A 17,556-nucleotide genomic window follows, 5' to 3' on the forward strand; every position below is an offset into this window, starting at 1 on the left:
TTATTTGATGATGCCACGAGCGCGCAGAATCGCAGTTTTAAAATCATCTTCTTGGTCTTTCTTAAGACCTGGGATCATTTCGTCTTTGCTGCTGTTACGCATTTTAAGGTGGTAGATCAGCACGTCGTCGGTCAGATCTTCTAGCTTACCTTCGTAGCCTGCTTCTTTCGCTAGCTTCACGATGAACTGCAGTAGGTTCATTTCTTGGTCTTTATGCCATTCAGGCTCTAGTAGCTCAAGCAGCTCTTCAATGCGATGACACTTCATTTCTTTCTCCACAGAATTTATAGGTGTAATTAGCTGTAAAGGTACCAAATTGCTTTGCGAAGACCAAATAGGAAAAACTATCTATTTCACTGTGTTTTGTTCTAAGTCGTTGAGGTGGTTTGAGTCGCGTGCAAAGAAAAAAGCGCAGCTGGCGCCGCGCTTTTGATTAAGCTGCTTTGATAACTTTGGCCGGAACACTCGACATCATTGCTGTCTTCTCAACCAATGTCATTGCTGGCGCAACTTGCTTTGCCTTTGGTGCAGTAGTAAAGCCACTGCGGCGGCGCATTGCACTAGTATTAGTGTGTGCGAACCTGACTGTTGTTGGGCGCATTAATTTACCTAACTGTCAGGCATATCCATTGCCGATGTAATGGCCTGAATCATTATGAGCTAGGCTCCAACAAGATTGAAGAATCACTCTTCTGGCTCTCGCCAATCCAGTTAATGAATCAGGAATACCGATATGCATGCATATCACGTATAAGATTAGCATCCTTGTAATAATTGGTCGATAGTTGAGCAATTGAATTGTTTGGATTTTGTCATTTTGTCGCGATGATCGAGGCAATTTTTGTTTGATCCCTCGATCAGCAGTAGTAGTATGAGATCTCGACGAAGGAGGTGCCTATGTCATTTTTGAAGAAGACACTTGCCAGTTTTGGGATTGGGAGTGCTAAGGTTGACTCAATCCTAAATCAAGACGTGCTATATCCTGGTCAAAGTGTGGATGTGTCTATCCATGTTTATGGTGGTGCCACTGAACAAGCGATCGACAACATCGATTTAAAACTGTGTTGTCGCTATATCGCGGAAGCTCCTGATGACCGTGGTGCGCGAGAAGGACACAGCATGCGCCGAGTACCTCAGACTCATGTGCTTGCTAAGTGGAGCCTCCCTTATGCGTTTACCATCCATTCCGGCGAAGAGCGTACCTTCGATGTTCAGCTCGATGTGCCTTGGAATACGCCTGTCACCATTGGTGACGCCAAAGTGTGGCTCGAAACCGGCTTGGACGTTGCTGCTGCTTTAGACCCGACCGATAAAGACATCCTCACCGTTCGACCTGATCCACTAATGGATGCGGTGTTATCCGCATTTGAAGCGCAAGGTTTGCGTATTCGCCAAGTGGAGTGTGAGGAAGTAAAAGGGTTCGACCTGCCATTTGTGCAAGAATTTGAGATGGTGCCGACTGACGGGCCATACCATGGCGTGTGGCGTGAGTTAGAATTTGTCGCTCATCGTAGCGAGCAAGAACTTAAATTATGGTTTGAAGTTGACCGCACACGCAAGGGCGAGGGTGGCATGCTCGCAAGCTTACTGGGTAGCGGAAAACTCAAACGAGAGTTGACCATTCCAGCCACAACTAAGCTTGATCAAGTGGGCGAACTTGTACTTAATTACCTCGACCAAACCACGGCCGTTCATGAGTCTTAATTTAAGCTTACACGTGTAAGCCTAATGTGCCATACTAGAGCAAATTTCAAACTCTAGTATAGGCGCATTGATGTCTGAACTGCAGAAACCTCAATACAGTCAACGCGAAGAACTGGCCAATACCATCACTCATGGCATTGGGATGATTTTTGGTATTGTTGGCTTGATACTGCTGCTAATCAAAGCCATAGACCAGCAAGCTGATACGCTGACGCTGGCCAGTATGGCTGTCTATGGTGCGAGTATTATCGTGCTATTTTTGGCTTCGACGCTGTATCACGCAATTCCGCACCCCAACGCCAAACGCTGGCTAAAAACTTTCGATCACTGCGCCATTTATCTGCTCATTGCTGGCAGTTATACGCCTTTTTTGTTGGTGAGTTTACGTACGCCGCTCGCGTTTGGTTTGATGATTGTTATCTGGACCATCGCTCTACTCGGCATCATCATGAAAGTCGCGTTTGTTTACCGATTTAAAAAGCTTTCCTTGATGACGTATTTGGTCATGGGCTGGCTGTCGTTGATTGTGATTTATCAGTTGGCGATTAACTTGGATATTGGCGGACTGACATTACTCGCAGCTGGTGGGATAGTGTATTCACTGGGGGTGATTTTCTACGTTGCGAAGCGTATTCCATTCAATCATGCGATTTGGCATGGCTTCGTTTTAGCGGGTTGTGTGTGTCACTTCTTCGCAATTTATTATTTTGTCGAGCCTATCTAACGGATAGATATGAACTCGACAAAACATGTGTTATCACATTAACGAGTTTTCACTTCTAACACTTTGGCTGAAAACTGGTATTGCTGAGACTGCGGCACTGCCAGTTTGATGCTTTTACCCTGTTCTGCTTGTTGTGGTCGCAGGTAAGTATCCGCCATTCGCTTGATGGATTGCCAAACTGTGACTTTTTCTTTCGCCAGTTGCTGGCCAGACATATCAAATACCAGAACTTCCACTTCAACTTGAATCACCGATTGTGAGCTTTGATTGGTAATGGACGTTGGCAGTACGAGCTCACCATCTTGATAGCTCGCGGAGCCAATCAGTACGTCGACACCAGAGTCAGACAGCTGCATGGTTGGCTTTTTGGCGTTTACCACCACAGTAGTGCCAACAGTTTTCGTCACAACTGGAATTGTCGCAATTGCGGGAGCTGCGATCGTTTCAACCGCGCCTATTGTCGCTTGCGTCTCTGTTGCTTGCTGCGCAGGTTTTTTCATGACGTATTCCCAAGTAAAGTCATCGTTTAACTTCACTTCTCGACCATCGGCTAAAGTGATGACTTCAGCGGCGTATGTGGATGAGGCGGCAAGTAGGGTCGCCAGAGTGATCCATGTTTTCATTGTTATACCTTTTATTTGTGTCTGCTTAACGGCGCCAAAACGCAGGGAAGAACAGTACAAGAATAGTCAGAATTTCCAAGCGGCCCATCAACATGCCAAAGCTCAGAAGCCACTTGGCGGTATCTGGCAGAGGCGCGAAGTTACCCGTCGGTCCAATCACGCTTCCCATACCCGGGCCGACGTTGGCTACCGCAGTGATGGCACCAGAGATGCTAGTGATGGGGTCTAAACCCAGCGCACTCAAGCAACCCGCGATGAAGATTATAGTGATAAAGAACATCAAGCCAAACGCGACCACCGAGCGAACAATGTCATCATTCACTGGGCGTTGGTTGTAGCGCTGTACAAACACACCTGAAGGGTGAATCAATTTCATCATCTGTTTGTTCAGCAGTGTCATTGCGATTTGGAAACGGAAGATTTTGATCCCGCCAGACGTTGATCCTGAGCATGCCCCCGCCATCATTAAGAAGGCAAAAAGAGTTGTGGGTAATGCGCCCCACGCGGTGAAGTCCTCTAAGCCAAAGCCGGTTGTGGTGACGACAGAGACGATATTAAACATCGACACTCGTAGCGCATCCAAAATGGTGTATCCGTCTCGAATCACTAACCAGGCTGAAATCACTAAGCTTGAGAACACGAACAGGTACGCGAATCCTCGAACTTGAGCGTCGTTAACTAACACATCAATACGGCGTTTACGTAACGCGGCGATGAAGAGCAAAAATGGCAAGCCACCTAAGAACATAAAGGTAGTGGCCACCCAGTGTGCGCCATTAGAGAAGTGGTTCATCGACCCGTCGGATGTAGAGTATCCGCCCGTTGATAGCGTAGTAAAGGCGTGATTGATCGCTTCAAACAGGTTCATGCCGGTGACCAAGTAGCCCACAATGCATAAGCCAGTAAGCATCAAATAAACCGCTACGATGTTTTTGGCGACCGTTTTTGCTCTCGGGCTACTTTTATCCGACCAATCGGATGATTCGGTTTGGAATAGCTTCATACCACCGACATTGAGCATAGGTAGCACCGCCACCGCCATTACGATAAAACCAATCCCCCCAAGCCACTGCAAAATAGAGCGCCACAGCAAGATGCTCGGCGCCATGTTGTCTAGGCCACTGAGCACCGTTGAGCCCGTCGTGGTGATACCCGACATCGTTTCGAAGTAGGCGTCGGTGAAGCTGATGTGGTTGATGAACACAAACGGCAAGGCGGCAAACGCACTGGCGATGGTCCAAACCAAACTGGTGATGAGGAACATATCGCGTACGCTGAGTTTGAACTTGGCGGTTCGACCGATCGTTAGGCAAATGAAGGCGGCAAGGTGCGTGATCACAACGGCTTGGGCGAAATCGAGGAATCCCCCCGTACCGGTAAAGAAAGCGACCAAAGTCGGCACGTACATAAACAGGGCCAGTTTGGATAAAACCAGCCCGATAACAAACAGTACGGGACGTAAGTTGACCATAGGAAAATCCTAGAGGAAGAATGGACTCGGCTGGAATAGCGCTTCGACGTCTGATACGTATTTTTTGTTGACCAGGAACATCACCACATGGTCATCCTGCTCGATGACCGTACGGTCGTGGGCAATAAGGACTTCTTCGCCACGAACGATAGCACCAATGGTGGTCCCAGGTGGGAGTTTGATGTCGCCAATCGCGCGCCCAACCACTTTCGATGTACTTTCATCACCGTGAGCGACGGCTTCAATCGCTTCTGCAGCGCCGCGGCGAAGTGAGGATACGTTCACGATGTCGGCACGACGAACATGCGTCAGCAAGGCGGAAATGGTCGCTTGCTGAGGTGAGATTGCCACATCAATTACGCCGCCTTGTACCAGATCTACATAAGCGCCACGTTGGATCAGCACCATCACTTTTTTCGCACCCATGCGTTTTGCCAACATCGCAGACATGATGTTGGTTTCATCTTCGTTGGTCAGTGCGATGAAGACGTCGACTTGGTCGATGTTCTCTTCCGAGAGAAGCTCTTGGTCTGCCGCGTCGCCGCAGAACACAATGGTGTTTTCTAGCTCTTCTGACAGTTTCTCTGCACGTTGGTAGTTACGTTCAATCAGCTTCACGCTGTAGTTTTGTTCTAAGCGCTTTGCGAGACTGGCACCGATGTTACCCCCGCCAACAATCATGATGCGGCGGTACGGTTTTTCTAGGCGCTGAAGCTCACTCATCACTGAGCGAATATGATTACTTGCTGCAACGAAGAACACTTCATCGTCTGCTTCAATGATGGTGGTTCCTTGAGGACGAATCGGGCGACCTTGACGGAAAATCGCCGCCACACGGGTATCAATGTGCGGCATGTGCTCACGCAAAGCAGACAGCGCATTACCCACTAGCGGGCCACCGTAGTAGGCTTTTACTGCCACTAGGCTGACTTTCTGTTCAGCAAAGCTCACCACTTGCAGCGCGCCCGGGTATTGGATCAGACGTTCGATGTAGCTCGTAACGAGTTCTTCTGGGGCGATAAGGTGATCGACAGGAATGGCGCCAGATTTAAACAGGGCTTCTTTTTCTGCCAAGTATTCTGGAGAGCGAATACGCGCAACGCGGTTTGGGGTGTTGAATAGAGTGAACGCGACCTGACAGGCGGCCATGTTGGTTTCATCAGTGTTGGTCACCGCGACGAGCATATCGGCGTCTTGTGCGCCCGCTTCGTGCAGCACGTCTGGGTGGCTCGCATGGCCATTGACCACACGCAGGTCGTATTTGTCCTGTAATTCGCGCAGTCGGTCGGCATTGTTGTCGACGATGGTGATGTCGTTGTTTTCACCCACTAGGTTTTCTGCCAGTGTGCCGCCAACCTGACCTGCACCAAGAATAATGATCTTCATACTCTTTTCTCGTTATCTGAAAAAGGCGATTGAAATCACTCCAATCGCCCTATTTAGCATGCTGTTACGCGTGTGTTTTGGTTAGCACTGCGTAGTAGAAACCATCCATGTCTTCTTCGCCTGGTAGAATTTGACGACCAGGCTGGTCGGGATCAGAATCCAGCAGTTGCGCATCCGCGGTACGTGCTAAAAACGCTTTTACTTGCTCCACGTTTTCTTGCGGTGTGATTGAACAAGTCGCGTAAACCATTGTGCCGCCAGGTTTCAGTTGCGTCCACATGGCATCAAAAATTTCACTTTGTAGCTCTGCTAATACGGCGATGTCGTCTGCACGACGTAGCCATTTTATGTCTGGGTGACGACGAATCACGCCAGTCGCAGAACATGGGGCATCCAGCAAAATGCGATCAAATTGCTCGCCTTGCCACCATTCTTGTGGATTACGCGCATCACCGCAAACCACTTTTGCCTGAAGGTTGAGACGCTTCAGGTTTTCATGCACACGTTTCAAGCGTGTGTCGTCGCAGTCAATCGCGACCACTTCACTGCCCGACGTGCGCTCTAGAATGTGTGCCGTCTTGCCACCTGGCGCTGCACAGCAATCTAAAATCAGTTCGCCGTCTTGTGGTTTTAGGTAGTTGATCGAGAGCTGCGCTGCCGCATCTTGGACTGAAACCCAACCTTTCTCAAAACCAGGTAGCTTCATCACGTCACATGGCGCGGCCAATTTTATGGCGTCCATTGCTTCTGTGTGTGGCGTGCTATCAATGTTTTCATTTTTGAGTAGCGCAAGGTATTCATCACGAGTGTGGTGCTGATGGTTCACACGCAGCCACATTGGTGCTTTTTGGTTGTTCGCTTCAACAATGCTTTCCCATTGCTGTGGGTAGGCCTCTTGCAGCAGTTTTAGTAACCAGCTTGGGTGACCGTACTTGCCAGCGTTGTTGCTGACGGCCATTTGGTCGAGTTCTTCTTGGTTGCGTTGGTAGTTACGCAATACAGCGTTAATCAAACCACGCAGACGAGGACCTTTCAGCTCTTTAGTGCCTTCAACCGTTTCACCGACAGCTGCGTGCGCAGGAATACGCATGAAGCTCAGTTGGTAAATACCAACCAGAATTAGGTGATGGAATACACGTTGTTTGCCTTTGAGCGGCTTATCCATCAACTGGTTTGCGATCATTTCTAGGCGAGGTAGGTAACGTAGCGCACCGTAACAGATCTCTTGTAGCAGAGCGTGGTCACGAGGTCGTACCGTTTGTTGAGCCGCTGGAAGAGCGCTTGAAAGTGAGTGGCCCTTGTCGACGACAAGATACAGGACGTTAGCAGCCGCAGCGCGAACATTCATGATGAGTACCTTAAAGTAAAGGAGGGCATCTCTGCCCTCTAAAAGTTCGTATTATTGGGGATGATAACCCCTAGTATGGCTTAAACCAGCAGAGTGCCGACTTCAAACCAAGCTGCACGTGAGTTCAGAATATCCTGAACTGACATGGCTTTTTTGCCAGGAACTTGCAGTTGCTCTAGCACCAGTACGCCGTTGCCTGTCGCAACATAGATACCGGTTTTATCTGCTTGCACGATGGTGCCGGCTGGCTTGTCACTGGTTTGCTCTGCCACACGGCTTTGCCATACTTTGATGCTGTTTTCTGCCGCCTCAAAGTGGCTCATTGGCCATGGGTTAAATGCACGAACGCAGCGCTCAATGTGAGCCGCATCGTCGTTCCAGTTAATGCGTGCTTCTTCTTTGCTGAGTTTTTTCGCGTAGTTCGCTAGCTCATCGTCTTGCTTCACTGGCACTGCTTTACCCGCAGCAATGTCGGCTAAGCAGTCAATCAGGGCTTCTGGGCCAAGCTCAGCCAATTTTTCGTACATTGAAGCGCTGGTATCTGTCGCTTCGATTGGCAGCGTGGCAATCTTCAGCATATCACCAGTGTCGAGACCGATGTCCATCTGCATGATGGTCACGCCAGTTTCTGCATCGCCCGCCCAAATAGAGCGTTGGATTGGAGCCGCGCCACGCCAACGAGGTAGGATAGAACCATGTACGTTGATACAACCCAGTTTAGGGGTATCAAGAACCGCTTGTGGCAGGAGCATACCGTACGCCACGACAACCATGAGATCGGCGTTCAGATCGGCAAGTTCTTGTTTCGCTTCGTCGGACTTAAAGCTTTCAGGTTGGTAAACCGGGATGTTGTGTTCCAGCGCCAGTTGTTTTACCGGTGGCGCAGCCAATTTCTTGCCACGACCCGCTGGACGATCTGGGTTTGTGTAAACCGCGATTACTTCATGCTCCGAAGACAACAACGCCGCCAAGTGACGGGCGGCGAAATCCGGAGTACCTGCAAAGACAATACGTAAAGACTGACTCAAGGTAGACTTCCTTCTAATTGGTATGGTTCGAGATTAAGCGTTTTGCTGCTTCTCGTTAAAGCGTTTGATTTTTGCTAGCTTGTCCTGAATGCGTTTGCGTTTCAGTGGTGATAGGTAATCCACGAATAGCTTACCTTGTAGGTGATCAAGCTCGTGTTGAACACAAATCGCTAGCAGGTCGTCGGCTTCAAAGGTGAACTCTTTGCCATCACGATCCAGTGCTTTAACGGTAACTTCTGCAGCGCGAGGCACAAGTGCGCGTGCACCTGGTACCGACAGACAGCCTTCTTCGATGCCATCTTCGCCACGCTTTTCCAGAATCTCAGGGTTGATTAGCACCATCGGCTCATCGCGAGTTTCTGAAATATCAATCACTACGATACGTTTGTGGATATCAACCTGCGTTGCAGCAAGGCCAATACCTTCTTCGTCGTACATGGTTTCAATCATGTCATCGACGATTTTTTGAATCTCAGGAGTCACCGCGTCAACAGGCTTCGCGACCGTGCGCAGGCGATCATCTGGGAATGTTAATACTTGTAATACAGACATATTCACTCGAAATATTGAACTGTGCCGAAACAGCACAAACCTTGTTGGCTCAATTCTAGACATTTTATAGCCTAAATGACAGCATCCTTGCACCAATTTCCATTCTGGTTCCTGCTTAACAGACCAAGGACGAGGGTCATGAATCGAATTTTCCGCAACGTTGCCAGTGTTACGTTGCCGTTACTTTTCTCTTTCAACGCTGTAGCAAATGTGGATGCTAAACCACTGACTGTTAAAGATGATGCGCCACAAACTTATGTAGTCGTGAAGGGCGATACGTTATGGGATATTTCGGCCATGTACTTAGATAGCCCGTGGTTGTGGCCTCGTTTATGGCAAGTCAATCCAGACATCGATAATCCTCATTTAATTTATCCCGGAGATAAGCTGTCTTTGGTGTGGATTAACGGTCAGCCCGTGTTGAGCCTAAAACCGGTTAAGAAGCTGAGCCCGAAAGCTCGCATCACAGAAAAGAAAGCCGTACCAACGGTCGCGGAAGGTTTGGTGATGCCGTATCTCAAATCGGATCGGTTGCTGGATCAAGATGCGTTGAACAATGCTGCAAAAGTGATGGGCAGCAGCAAAGGCAGTAAGTATCTGACGGCAGAAGATGTGCTGTATATCGATGGCAAGCAGACCGCGACAGGCTGGGCTATTTACCGGCCGGTAGAAACCTTTTCGCGTGACGATGTGTCTAAAGAGATCACCGCGCTGCGTTTGATTGCCAAAGGTGAGCTCGTTGAAGCTTCGAGCGATTATTCAGGTTTGAAGCTTACATCGCAGATGCAAGAAATTCTACGTAACGATATCGCGTTGCCAAATCAATCGGTTGAGAATACTGACTTCACGACTACGTTCTACCCGCTGCCGTCGCCACAAGGCAGTTCGGCAAAGTTGCTAGGTAATATCGAAGGAATTCGCTTTAGTTCAACTAACCAAGTCGTGGTGATTGATAAAGGCACGTCAGACAATCTCAAGCAAGGCAGTGTGTTTGATTTAAAAGAAGACGCGCACCCAGTTTACAAAGACGGCGATGAGTTCAAGAAAGAGTTTGGCGTGCTTGATAAGAAAATCACTCTGCCACAGAGTAAAGTTGGCGAATTGCTTGTGATTCGTCCGTATCAGTACTTTAGCTTGGCACTTATCACTAACAGTACGAAACCCATTAACCAAGATGTTTCGGTGGTGTCACCGTTGGCGAACGAATTAACCATCGATGAATCGACGAAATAACGATGATCTCGCTGCCTGGTTAAAACTGAGTTGTTTACCAGGCATTGGCGGGGTCAAAATGAATAAGCTACTGGCAAGAGACACGCCGCGTAACATCGTAAACTTCTCTCCCGAACAGCTACAACAACTTGGGTTAACAACTAAGCAAATTCAAGCTTGGGCTTCAACAGATAAAGAAGTTGATGCCTGTTTAAGTTGGTTTGAGGCTTCTACAAATCATCATATCCTGACACTGACTGACCCGCTTTATCCACCTCAACTCAAACAAATCGTTGCGCCGCCTCCGTTGTTATTTGTTGAGGGGAGTCCCACCTTTTTATCGCAACCACAAATTGCCATGGTGGGTAGCCGAAATGCGAGTATTGATGGCTTACAGCATGCACGCCACTTTGCCGCAGAATTTGTTCAGCACGATTTTATTGTCACCAGTGGTCTCGCTTTAGGCATTGATGGCCATGCGCACGATGGTGCGTTGCAAGCAAAAGGTAAGACGATTGCGGTGCTGGGATCTGGCTTAGAACATATTTATCCTGCTCGTCATCGTGGTTTAGCGCAACGTGTTATTGAACATGGGGCTTTGGTGTCTGAATTTCGTCCCAACGCCAAGCCGCGCCCGGAAAACTTCCCGCGTCGAAACCGCATTATTAGCGGATTATCGCTAGGTGTGTTAGTTGTGGAAGCGGCGGAAAGGAGTGGCTCGTTAATTACTGCTCGTTACGCGCTTGAGCAAGGTCGAGAAGTATTTGCGCTGCCAGCTTCGATAAATGCCCCTAATGCCAGCGGTGGCAACCAGTTGATACGTCATGGTGCTTGCCTCGTAGAAAAGACGAAAGATGTCTTAGATGAAATACAGTCTTTGCTTGATTGGTCTATTAATCAGAGTACCGATTTATTTTCTACGTTAAATGATGAAGAAGAATTGCCATTTCCTCAGCTGTTAGCTAACGTAGGAAGTGAAGCTACACCGGTTGATATTCTTGCAAACAGGACCAATATACCTGTCCAGGAAGTCATGATGCAGCTCTTAGAGTTAGAACTCTCTGGGCATGTCGTTGCGGTTTCAGGTGGCTATATTCGAAAGGGGAGGGGCTAGCTATGATGATGGATATACTGATGTATCTATTCGAAACCTACATCCATAGCGATGCAGAGTTACAGGTCGAACAAGACGAGTTGGAAGAAGAGCTGCTCCGTGCAGGCTTCCAACAAAAAGATATCTACAAAGCCCTTGTCTGGTTAGAAGAGCTTGCCGCATTGCAGCAAAGTGACACCTCTTCTGCAATCTCGACTTGCATGGCTTCGTCATCAACTCGTATCTACACAGCGAAAGAGATGCAGCGTTTAGATTTGGAATGCCGAGGGTTTTTATTGTTTCTCGAGCAAATCAATGTGTTAACCACAGAAACTCGCGAAATGGTGATTGACCGAGTGATGGGATTAGAAACGAGTGAGTTTGAGCTTGAAGACCTCAAATGGATCATTCTGATGGTGCTGTTTAATGTGCCTGGCAACGAAAACGCTTACACGCTAATGGAAGAGCTGTTGTACACCAAGGAACAAGGGATTCTTCACTAACCATCTGGGCAAGTTCGAGTTTAGCTAGAATAAACGCGAGCTTGTCTTTTTGTGTGTTTTTCACGAAACGGTAAGTATGAGTAGTAAAATCGACAACACCCTTTTCTCTGCCCATGAACACGCTTTGGAACACGAGCCGTGTCCTAAATGTGGCAGTGAATTGATCCTCAAACATGGCAAACACGGTCCCTTTCTTGGCTGTAGCCACTACCCAAGCTGTGATTACATCAAAGCCCTGCACAACAATGATGGACACATCGTCAAAGAGCTTGGCGTTCCTTGTCCAGATTGTGGTAACGAGTTGGTATTACGCCAAGGGCGTTATGGGATGTTTGTTGGTTGCAGTAACTATCCGGCGTGCCATCATATTGAGTCGATTAATCAACCAGAGCCAGAAAAGCAGTCGCAAGAGCACCACGCGTGTCCTGAATGCGGTAAAGGTCATTTAGTTGAACGTAAGACGCGTTTTGGTAAAACTTTCTACGCATGTGATAACTACCCTAAATGTAAATTTGCAGTGAATCTCCCTCCGGTAAAGGGGAGGTGCGAAGAATGTGGTTTTACTCTGTTGGTGGAGAAGAAACTCGCCAGTGGTGTGAAATTGCAATGTGCCAACCGTAAGTGCCAGCACACTCAGCAAGGGTAAATACATCAAAGGAATTAAAAAGGGTCGCATCGTGCGACCCTTTGTGGTTTTTGGGGCTAGATTTTAGAGTTATGCTTGTTTCGCAAACTCGTGCACGGCTGGGAATGCCATTGGATCTAAGGCATCCGCGAGAGCGCACAACCTACGGTGCAATTCTCCTGGGTAGTCACCACATACGTTGATGTGACCCATTTTTCGCCCTTCACGCTTCTCTTTGCCGTACCAATGGATGTGACAACCATCCATGGCGAGAAGCGCTTCTGGCAACGTATCTTCACCAAGAATATTCACCATCGAGGTTTCGCGAATCAGTTTGGTGCTGCCTAACGGCAAGCCGCATACGGCGCGCAGGTGGTTCTCGAACTGACAGGTTTCTGCACCTTGCTGTGTCCAGTGACCGGAGTTGTGCACTCGTGGGGCAATCTCATTCACTAACAGTGTGCCATCGACATCAAAGAATTCGAGCGCCAATACACCAACGTAATCTAGGCTATCTGCGACGGCCGTGAGCATCTGCTTGGCTTGGGCTTGCAGTTCTGGCGCATCAATTGCGGTGGATAAGCTCAGTACGCCATTGATGTGAACGTTTTCTGCTAGAGGGTACACTTCAACGCTGCCATCTTTACCGCGAGCACCTACAAGTGATACTTCGCGGTTAAAAGGAACAAACTCCTCAGCCACAATGGCTTGAGTTGGTGTTGCTGCAATGCACTCCGTCATTTCTGCCCAGATCGTCTCGATCTGAGCCGTTTCTTTCAAGCGCCATTGGCCTTTACCATCGTAACCACCCAATGCACTTTTCAGCACCATAGGCATGCCAACATGTTCAATTGCGCGTTCAAAATCTTCACGTGTTTCAATCACGTAGTACTTGGCATTACGCACGCCAGCATTATCGAGTAGCGCTTTTTCAACACGGCGGTCACCGCCTGCTTTGATGGCTGCGGTACTAGGGAGGAGCTTGCCACTTGATTCACAGATGTCGAGTACATCGTGAGGAATATGTTCGAATTCTGCGGTGATCGCATCCACTTGTTCAATGGCATTTTCCAAACCATGACCAAGCACCTGTTGGGTAAGAGGATGGACAACGTTACCGCTGCCGACATCGTAAGCCGAGATTTGGATGTTCAGTGGTGCACCAGCCAGAGACATCATGCGAGCCAACTGACCTGATCCGAGAACCAGTACATGCATCTGATTAATCCTCAGCTGGATTTGGGTTAGCCAGTACGGTTTCCGTCTGTTCATTGCGGAACGCTTCTACCTTCGCCATGATGTTTTCATCATGAGTGCCTAGGATTTGCGCTGCTAGGATACCGGCGTTTGCTGCGCCCGCTTCGCCAATCGCTAACGTACCGACGGCAATGCCTTTTGGCATTTGTACAATAGATAGCAGAGAGTCCATGCCTTTTAGTGCGCGAGACTGAACTGGAACACCGAGTACAGGAATGCTAGTAAATGCAGCTGCCATACCTGGTAGGTGAGCTGCACCGCCTGCACCGGCGATGATCACTTTGATACCACGTTCTTTCGCGCTGCTGGCGTAGTCCGCCAGTAATTGAGGAGTTCGGTGTGCTGACACGACTTTTGTTTCGTAAGGTACGCCAAATTGGTCTAGCATGTCTGCTGCTAGTTTCATGGTTGGCCAATCGGATTTAGAACCCATGATGATACCGACTTTCATCTCAAACTCCTTCAAGCTGCAAAATTAGGTGAGCTGATAAATTTGTGCGCATTATACGGGGATTTTTATCTCAAGCAAACGTTTGCGTCTTGTTGTTGACGCTATTGATACATTTTATAAAAAAATTGCTTTAGTGTCTGAGAATGAATATTTGTACACTTAGTGAAAATAATACAGTCAGACAATCAGGAAGTAATCGGTGGATAACTTTGAACAAGTGCTCAACGCACTACAACAAGGCGAAGTGATTGCCTACCCAACAGAAGGGGTTTTTGGTGTCGGATGCGATCCAGATAACCCAGAAGCAATTCAAAAACTGCTGGAGCTCAAGCAGCGCCCGGTGGAAAAAGGGCTGATTCTGATCGCTGCAAGTTATGAGCAGCTCTTGCCGTATATTGATGAATCTCAACTGACTCGAGAACAATTAGCGACCGTTCATGCAACTTGGCCAGGTCCATACACTTGGATCATGCCTGCGAGCGATAAAGTCTCCAACTGGGTTTCAGGGCAGTTTGATTCAATTGCAGTTCGTGTGACTGATCATCCTTTGGTTCAAAAGATGTGTAATGCATTCGGAAAGCCGTTAACCTCTACCAGCGCGAATCTTTCCGGCTTGCCACCGTGTATGACCACGGAAGAAGTCGAAGAGCAATTGGGTGACAAGCTGGTGGCCATTCTTCGTGGTGAAACCAGCGGTCGTGATAAACCCAGCGAGATTCGTGACGCCAAGACTTCACAAATATTAAGACAGGGCTAACCCTGCTTGCCAGTCATCAACCGGTATCACGTAATAGGTAATAACGTATGTCAGCAATCGATAAGCACGCCGTAAAGCAGTTCCTGATGTCACTTCAGGACTCCATTTGTCAGCAGTTAGAACAAGAAGATGGAGAGGCCGTCTTTGTCGAGGATGCATGGCATCGTGAACCGGGCGAACGTCTTGGTGGCGGTGGGCGCTCACGTGTTATGCGTGATGGCCTTGTTTTCGAGCAAGGTGGGGTGAACTTCTCGCATGTAGAAGGGAAAGAAATGCCAGCATCTGCGACGGCACATCGTCCGGAGCTAGCGGGTCGCCGTTTTGAAGCGATGGGGGTCTCTTTGGTTATCCATCCCAAAAACCCTTACGTCCCAACTTCTCATGCGAATGTACGTTTCTTTATCGCAGAGAAAGAGGGCGAAGATCCAATTTGGTGGTTTGGTGGTGGTTTCGACCTGACTCCTTTCTATCCTTTCGAAGAAGATTGTCAGTCATGGCACGATACAGCTAAGGCCATCTGTGCCCCATTTGGTGAAGAAGTATATGCTGAACACAAAGCCTGGTGTGATAAGTACTTCTTCTTGCCACATCGAAACGAAACTCGTGGTGTCGGTGGTTTGTTCTTTGATGATTTGAACCACTGGGAGTTTGATAAGTGTTTCGATTACATCAAAGCGGTGGGTGAAGGCTATTGCCAAGCTTACTTGCCGATCGTGTCTCGTCGTAAAGACATCGAATATGGCGAGCGCGAGCGTGAATTCCAACTTTACCGTCGTGGTCGTTATGTTGAGTTCAACTTAGTGTACGACCGTGGCACTTTATTCGGTTTACAAAGTGGTGGGCGTACCGAGTCGATTCTGATGTCGATGCCGCCGTTAGCGCGATGGGAGTACCGCTACGAACCAGAAGCAGGAACGCCTGAAGCCGAACTTTACGATCGATACCTGAAACCACGCGAATGGTAAGCACGGAATCTCCTTTTCTATATAGATAGATAGTGATAGGGTCATCTGTAATCAGATGGCCCTGTTCTCTCTATATCTAAGTAAGGAATAAAGGTAAGGAAATGACCCTGCAAATCGATCGTTACGCCGTGTTTGGTAACCCTATCGGGCACAGCAAGTCGCCATTTATCCATACACTCTTTGCTCGTCAAACGAATCAGTCCCTAACATACACCGCAGAATGTGCGCCTGTGGGTGGATTTATCGAGGCGGCGAAAGCATTTTTTGCTGACGGCGGCAAAGGCTGTAACGTGACCTTGCCTTTTAAAGAAGATGCCTATCAATTTGCCAGCCGTTTGACCGAGCGTGCTCAGCTTGCTGGAGCAGTGAATACACTTAAGAAGCTTGATGATGGTGAAATCATTGGTGATAACACTGATGGTGCAGGCTTAGTGCAAGACTTGTTGCAGCATCAAGTCGTTTTAGAAGGTGCACGTATCCTGATCATAGGAGCTGGTGGTGCCGCTCGAGGAGTGATTAAACCATTGCTCGAGCAAAAACCAACATCTCTAACGATAACTAATCGTACATTTTCCAAAGCCGAAGAATTGGCAGAATTGTTTTCTGCATATGGCCCTGTTACAGCAAAAGAGATGAATACCATTGCTGAAGAGTACGACGTCGTAATCAACTCCACGTCTGCATCATTGAGTGGTGAGTTACCTGCGATCTCTTCCTCGGTGTTCGCCGCCAATAGTACAAGCTACGACATGATGTATGGCAAAGGTGATACCACATTTAACCAATGGGCTAAGCAACATGGTGTCGCACATGCTTATGATGGTTTAGGTATGTTAGTTGGCCAAGCTGCTGAGAGTTTTATGTTATGGCGCGGTCTTCGTCCTGGAGCTAAACAGATTTTGCGTGAATTAAGAAAGAACCTTGAAGGTCAATAAGCGATGAATCAATCCATCTTATTCCCAGACATGCAATCATGGGATGAAGTATCACAATCAGTAAACTTTGCGGCGCAACAATCTGGTGCGCTAATAGAATGCTTTGTGACGAAACAAAAGTTAGAAAAGTTATCTGGCTCAGAGTTAGATACGGAGCAGGCCGTGATCTCTGCTTTTATTGACTACCGATTTGATCTGGAAGAAATAGCAGAAGAGTTAATAGAAGATGAAGCCTTCAATGAAGAAGGCCATATCATCATTGGTTAACAGACCTTTAGTTCAAGTCTTCTACTTCATGTAAGTAGTCGTTTTTGTTTTGAACATAGTTATTGGCAGACTTTTGCAAAAAAGCTCGTTCTGTCTCTGATAGAGGGCGAGCTTGTTTCACTGGACTACCGACATAAAGATAACCGCTTTCTAATCTCTTTCCTGGCGGTACTAAACTGCCCGCTCCAATCATCACCTCTGATTCAATAACGACAGCATCTAAAACAATCGCCCCCATACCAACCAATACACGATCGTGTATCTCACAACCGTGCAGCATCACTTTGTGGCCAATCGTAACGTCATTGCCAATAATAAGTGGATAGCCGTTTGGGTTTTCAGAGTTCTTATGGGTGACATGCAAAACACTGCCATCTTGAATATTAGTTCGATCACCAATGTGAATGTGGTTCACATCGCCTCGTGCCGCTACTAATGGCCAAATGCTAGAATCGTCCCCAATACGGATATCTCCGACTAACACTGAGGTTGAGTCAACGTAAACACGCTCACCAAGTTGGGGCTTTATACCTTTGTAGCTTCTAATTGAGCTCATCTTTTCTCCTTATTAGGGGCGATTACTGGGGATATGGAGGTAGAATAGTAGTGAAAACTCGCCTTTTAGAATAAAAAACACCCAAACGATAAAAAAATC

General features: G+C 47.9%; 21 protein-coding genes. 10 read left to right on the forward strand and 11 right to left on the reverse strand.

Going from position 1 to position 17,556, the window contains the following annotated elements:
* Positions 1-267: a YihD family protein gene (locus tag F7Y48_RS21630; protein WP_048625604.1), complete on the reverse strand. Its 267-nt coding sequence runs from the start codon at positions 265-267 to the stop codon at positions 1-3.
* A gap of 166 nt (positions 268-433) precedes the next feature.
* Positions 434-601, reverse strand: coding sequence for a hypothetical protein (locus F7Y48_RS21635; RefSeq protein WP_005379043.1), 168 nt, complete (start codon positions 599-601; stop codon positions 434-436).
* Between the two features lie 296 nt (positions 602-897).
* On the opposite strand from F7Y48_RS21635, the gene F7Y48_RS21640 reads away from it, so the two are divergent.
* Entirely contained in the window at positions 898-1,704 is an 807-nt protein-coding gene (locus F7Y48_RS21640; RefSeq protein ID WP_005394045.1) for a sporulation protein, read from the forward strand.
* 70 nt (positions 1,705-1,774) lie between these two features.
* Positions 1,775-2,428, forward strand: a complete 654-nt coding sequence (gene trhA, locus F7Y48_RS21645) for a PAQR family membrane homeostasis protein TrhA (RefSeq protein ID WP_005394044.1) — start codon at positions 1,775-1,777, stop codon at positions 2,426-2,428.
* 38 nt (positions 2,429-2,466) lie between these two features.
* Here trhA and F7Y48_RS21650 read toward each other — a convergent pair whose 3' ends face one another.
* From F7Y48_RS21650 to def, 6 genes are all read right to left on the reverse strand, one after another.
* Positions 2,467-3,051: a DUF3157 family protein gene (locus F7Y48_RS21650; protein ID WP_006742924.1), complete on the reverse strand. Its 585-nt coding sequence runs from the start codon at positions 3,049-3,051 to the stop codon at positions 2,467-2,469.
* Positions 3,052-3,076: 25 nt separating this feature from the next.
* Positions 3,077-4,522 (reverse strand): TrkH family potassium uptake protein, encoded by a 1,446-nt coding sequence (locus F7Y48_RS21655; RefSeq protein ID WP_006742925.1) that lies wholly within the window; start codon positions 4,520-4,522, stop codon positions 3,077-3,079.
* A 9-nt stretch (positions 4,523-4,531) separates the two neighbouring features.
* Positions 4,532-5,908, reverse strand: a complete 1,377-nt coding sequence (trkA, locus tag F7Y48_RS21660) for a Trk system potassium transporter TrkA (RefSeq protein ID WP_005394041.1) — start codon at positions 5,906-5,908, stop codon at positions 4,532-4,534.
* A gap of 64 nt (positions 5,909-5,972) precedes the next feature.
* On the reverse strand, positions 5,973-7,256 hold the full coding sequence (rsmB, locus tag F7Y48_RS21665; RefSeq protein WP_258507626.1) for a 16S rRNA (cytosine(967)-C(5))-methyltransferase RsmB: 1,284 nt from the start codon (positions 7,254-7,256) through the stop codon (positions 5,973-5,975).
* Positions 7,257-7,336: 80 nt separating this feature from the next.
* The gene (gene fmt, locus F7Y48_RS21670; protein WP_005461453.1) at positions 7,337-8,284 is read right to left on the reverse strand and encodes a methionyl-tRNA formyltransferase; all 948 of its coding nucleotides are present in this window, start codon (positions 8,282-8,284) and stop codon (positions 7,337-7,339) included.
* Positions 8,285-8,317: 33 nt separating this feature from the next.
* Positions 8,318-8,836, reverse strand: a complete 519-nt coding sequence (def, locus tag F7Y48_RS21675) for a peptide deformylase (protein ID WP_005461416.1) — start codon at positions 8,834-8,836, stop codon at positions 8,318-8,320.
* A 138-nt stretch (positions 8,837-8,974) separates the two neighbouring features.
* On the opposite strand from def, the gene F7Y48_RS21680 reads away from it, so the two are divergent.
* The 4 genes from F7Y48_RS21680 (at position 8,975) to F7Y48_RS21695 (ending at position 12,290) form a co-directional block, all read left to right on the forward strand.
* Positions 8,975-10,069, forward strand: a complete 1,095-nt coding sequence (locus tag F7Y48_RS21680; protein WP_258507625.1) for a LysM peptidoglycan-binding domain-containing protein — start codon at positions 8,975-8,977, stop codon at positions 10,067-10,069.
* Positions 10,053-11,162, forward strand: a complete 1,110-nt coding sequence (dprA, locus tag F7Y48_RS21685; protein ID WP_316685377.1) for a DNA-processing protein DprA — start codon at positions 10,053-10,055, stop codon at positions 11,160-11,162. Before F7Y48_RS21680 ends, dprA begins: the two co-directional genes overlap by 17 nt.
* 2 nt (positions 11,163-11,164) lie before the next feature.
* The gene (locus tag F7Y48_RS21690; RefSeq protein WP_005379074.1) at positions 11,165-11,644 is read left to right on the forward strand and encodes a DUF494 family protein; all 480 of its coding nucleotides are present in this window, start codon (positions 11,165-11,167) and stop codon (positions 11,642-11,644) included.
* Between the two features lie 76 nt (positions 11,645-11,720).
* A complete protein-coding gene (locus F7Y48_RS21695) occupies positions 11,721-12,290 on the forward strand; it encodes a type I DNA topoisomerase (RefSeq protein ID WP_054868149.1) in 570 nt (189 codons plus the stop codon).
* 69 nt (positions 12,291-12,359) lie between these two features.
* Here the strand turns inward: F7Y48_RS21695 and F7Y48_RS21700 are convergent, their stop codons facing one another.
* Positions 12,360-13,487: a 5-(carboxyamino)imidazole ribonucleotide synthase gene (locus F7Y48_RS21700; protein ID WP_316685378.1), complete on the reverse strand. Its 1,128-nt coding sequence runs from the start codon at positions 13,485-13,487 to the stop codon at positions 12,360-12,362.
* 4 nt (positions 13,488-13,491) lie between these two features.
* Positions 13,492-13,977 carry a 5-(carboxyamino)imidazole ribonucleotide mutase gene (gene purE, locus F7Y48_RS21705; RefSeq protein ID WP_046874601.1) on the reverse strand — a complete coding sequence of 162 codons (486 nt, stop codon included), beginning with the start codon at positions 13,975-13,977 and terminating at the stop codon, positions 13,492-13,494.
* A gap of 199 nt (positions 13,978-14,176) precedes the next feature.
* Between purE and F7Y48_RS21710 the strand changes: the two genes are divergently transcribed.
* The 4 genes from F7Y48_RS21710 (at position 14,177) to F7Y48_RS21725 (ending at position 16,901) form a co-directional block, all read left to right on the forward strand.
* Positions 14,177-14,734: an L-threonylcarbamoyladenylate synthase gene (locus tag F7Y48_RS21710; protein ID WP_046874602.1), complete on the forward strand. Its 558-nt coding sequence runs from the start codon at positions 14,177-14,179 to the stop codon at positions 14,732-14,734.
* Between the two features lie 47 nt (positions 14,735-14,781).
* Entirely contained in the window at positions 14,782-15,699 is a 918-nt protein-coding gene (gene hemF, locus F7Y48_RS21715; protein WP_258507622.1) for an oxygen-dependent coproporphyrinogen oxidase, read from the forward strand.
* 101 nt (positions 15,700-15,800) lie between these two features.
* Positions 15,801-16,634, forward strand: a complete 834-nt coding sequence (gene aroE / locus F7Y48_RS21720; protein ID WP_316685380.1) for a shikimate dehydrogenase — start codon at positions 15,801-15,803, stop codon at positions 16,632-16,634.
* A gap of 3 nt (positions 16,635-16,637) precedes the next feature.
* Positions 16,638-16,901: a DUF1488 domain-containing protein gene (locus F7Y48_RS21725; protein WP_005461429.1), complete on the forward strand. Its 264-nt coding sequence runs from the start codon at positions 16,638-16,640 to the stop codon at positions 16,899-16,901.
* Positions 16,902-16,908: 7 nt separating this feature from the next.
* On the opposite strand, the gene F7Y48_RS21730 is transcribed toward F7Y48_RS21725, so the two are convergent.
* Complete coding sequence (locus F7Y48_RS21730) at positions 16,909-17,457, reverse strand: gamma carbonic anhydrase family protein (RefSeq protein WP_005461433.1); 549 nt, start codon at positions 17,455-17,457, stop codon at positions 16,909-16,911.
* Positions 17,458-17,556: the final 99 nt, after the last annotated feature.

Origin of the sequence: Vibrio sp. 2-1-2a (assembly GCF_032648565.1) — a bacterium.
GTDB classification, from domain to species: Bacteria; Pseudomonadota; Gammaproteobacteria; order Enterobacterales; family Vibrionaceae; genus Vibrio; species Vibrio diabolicus.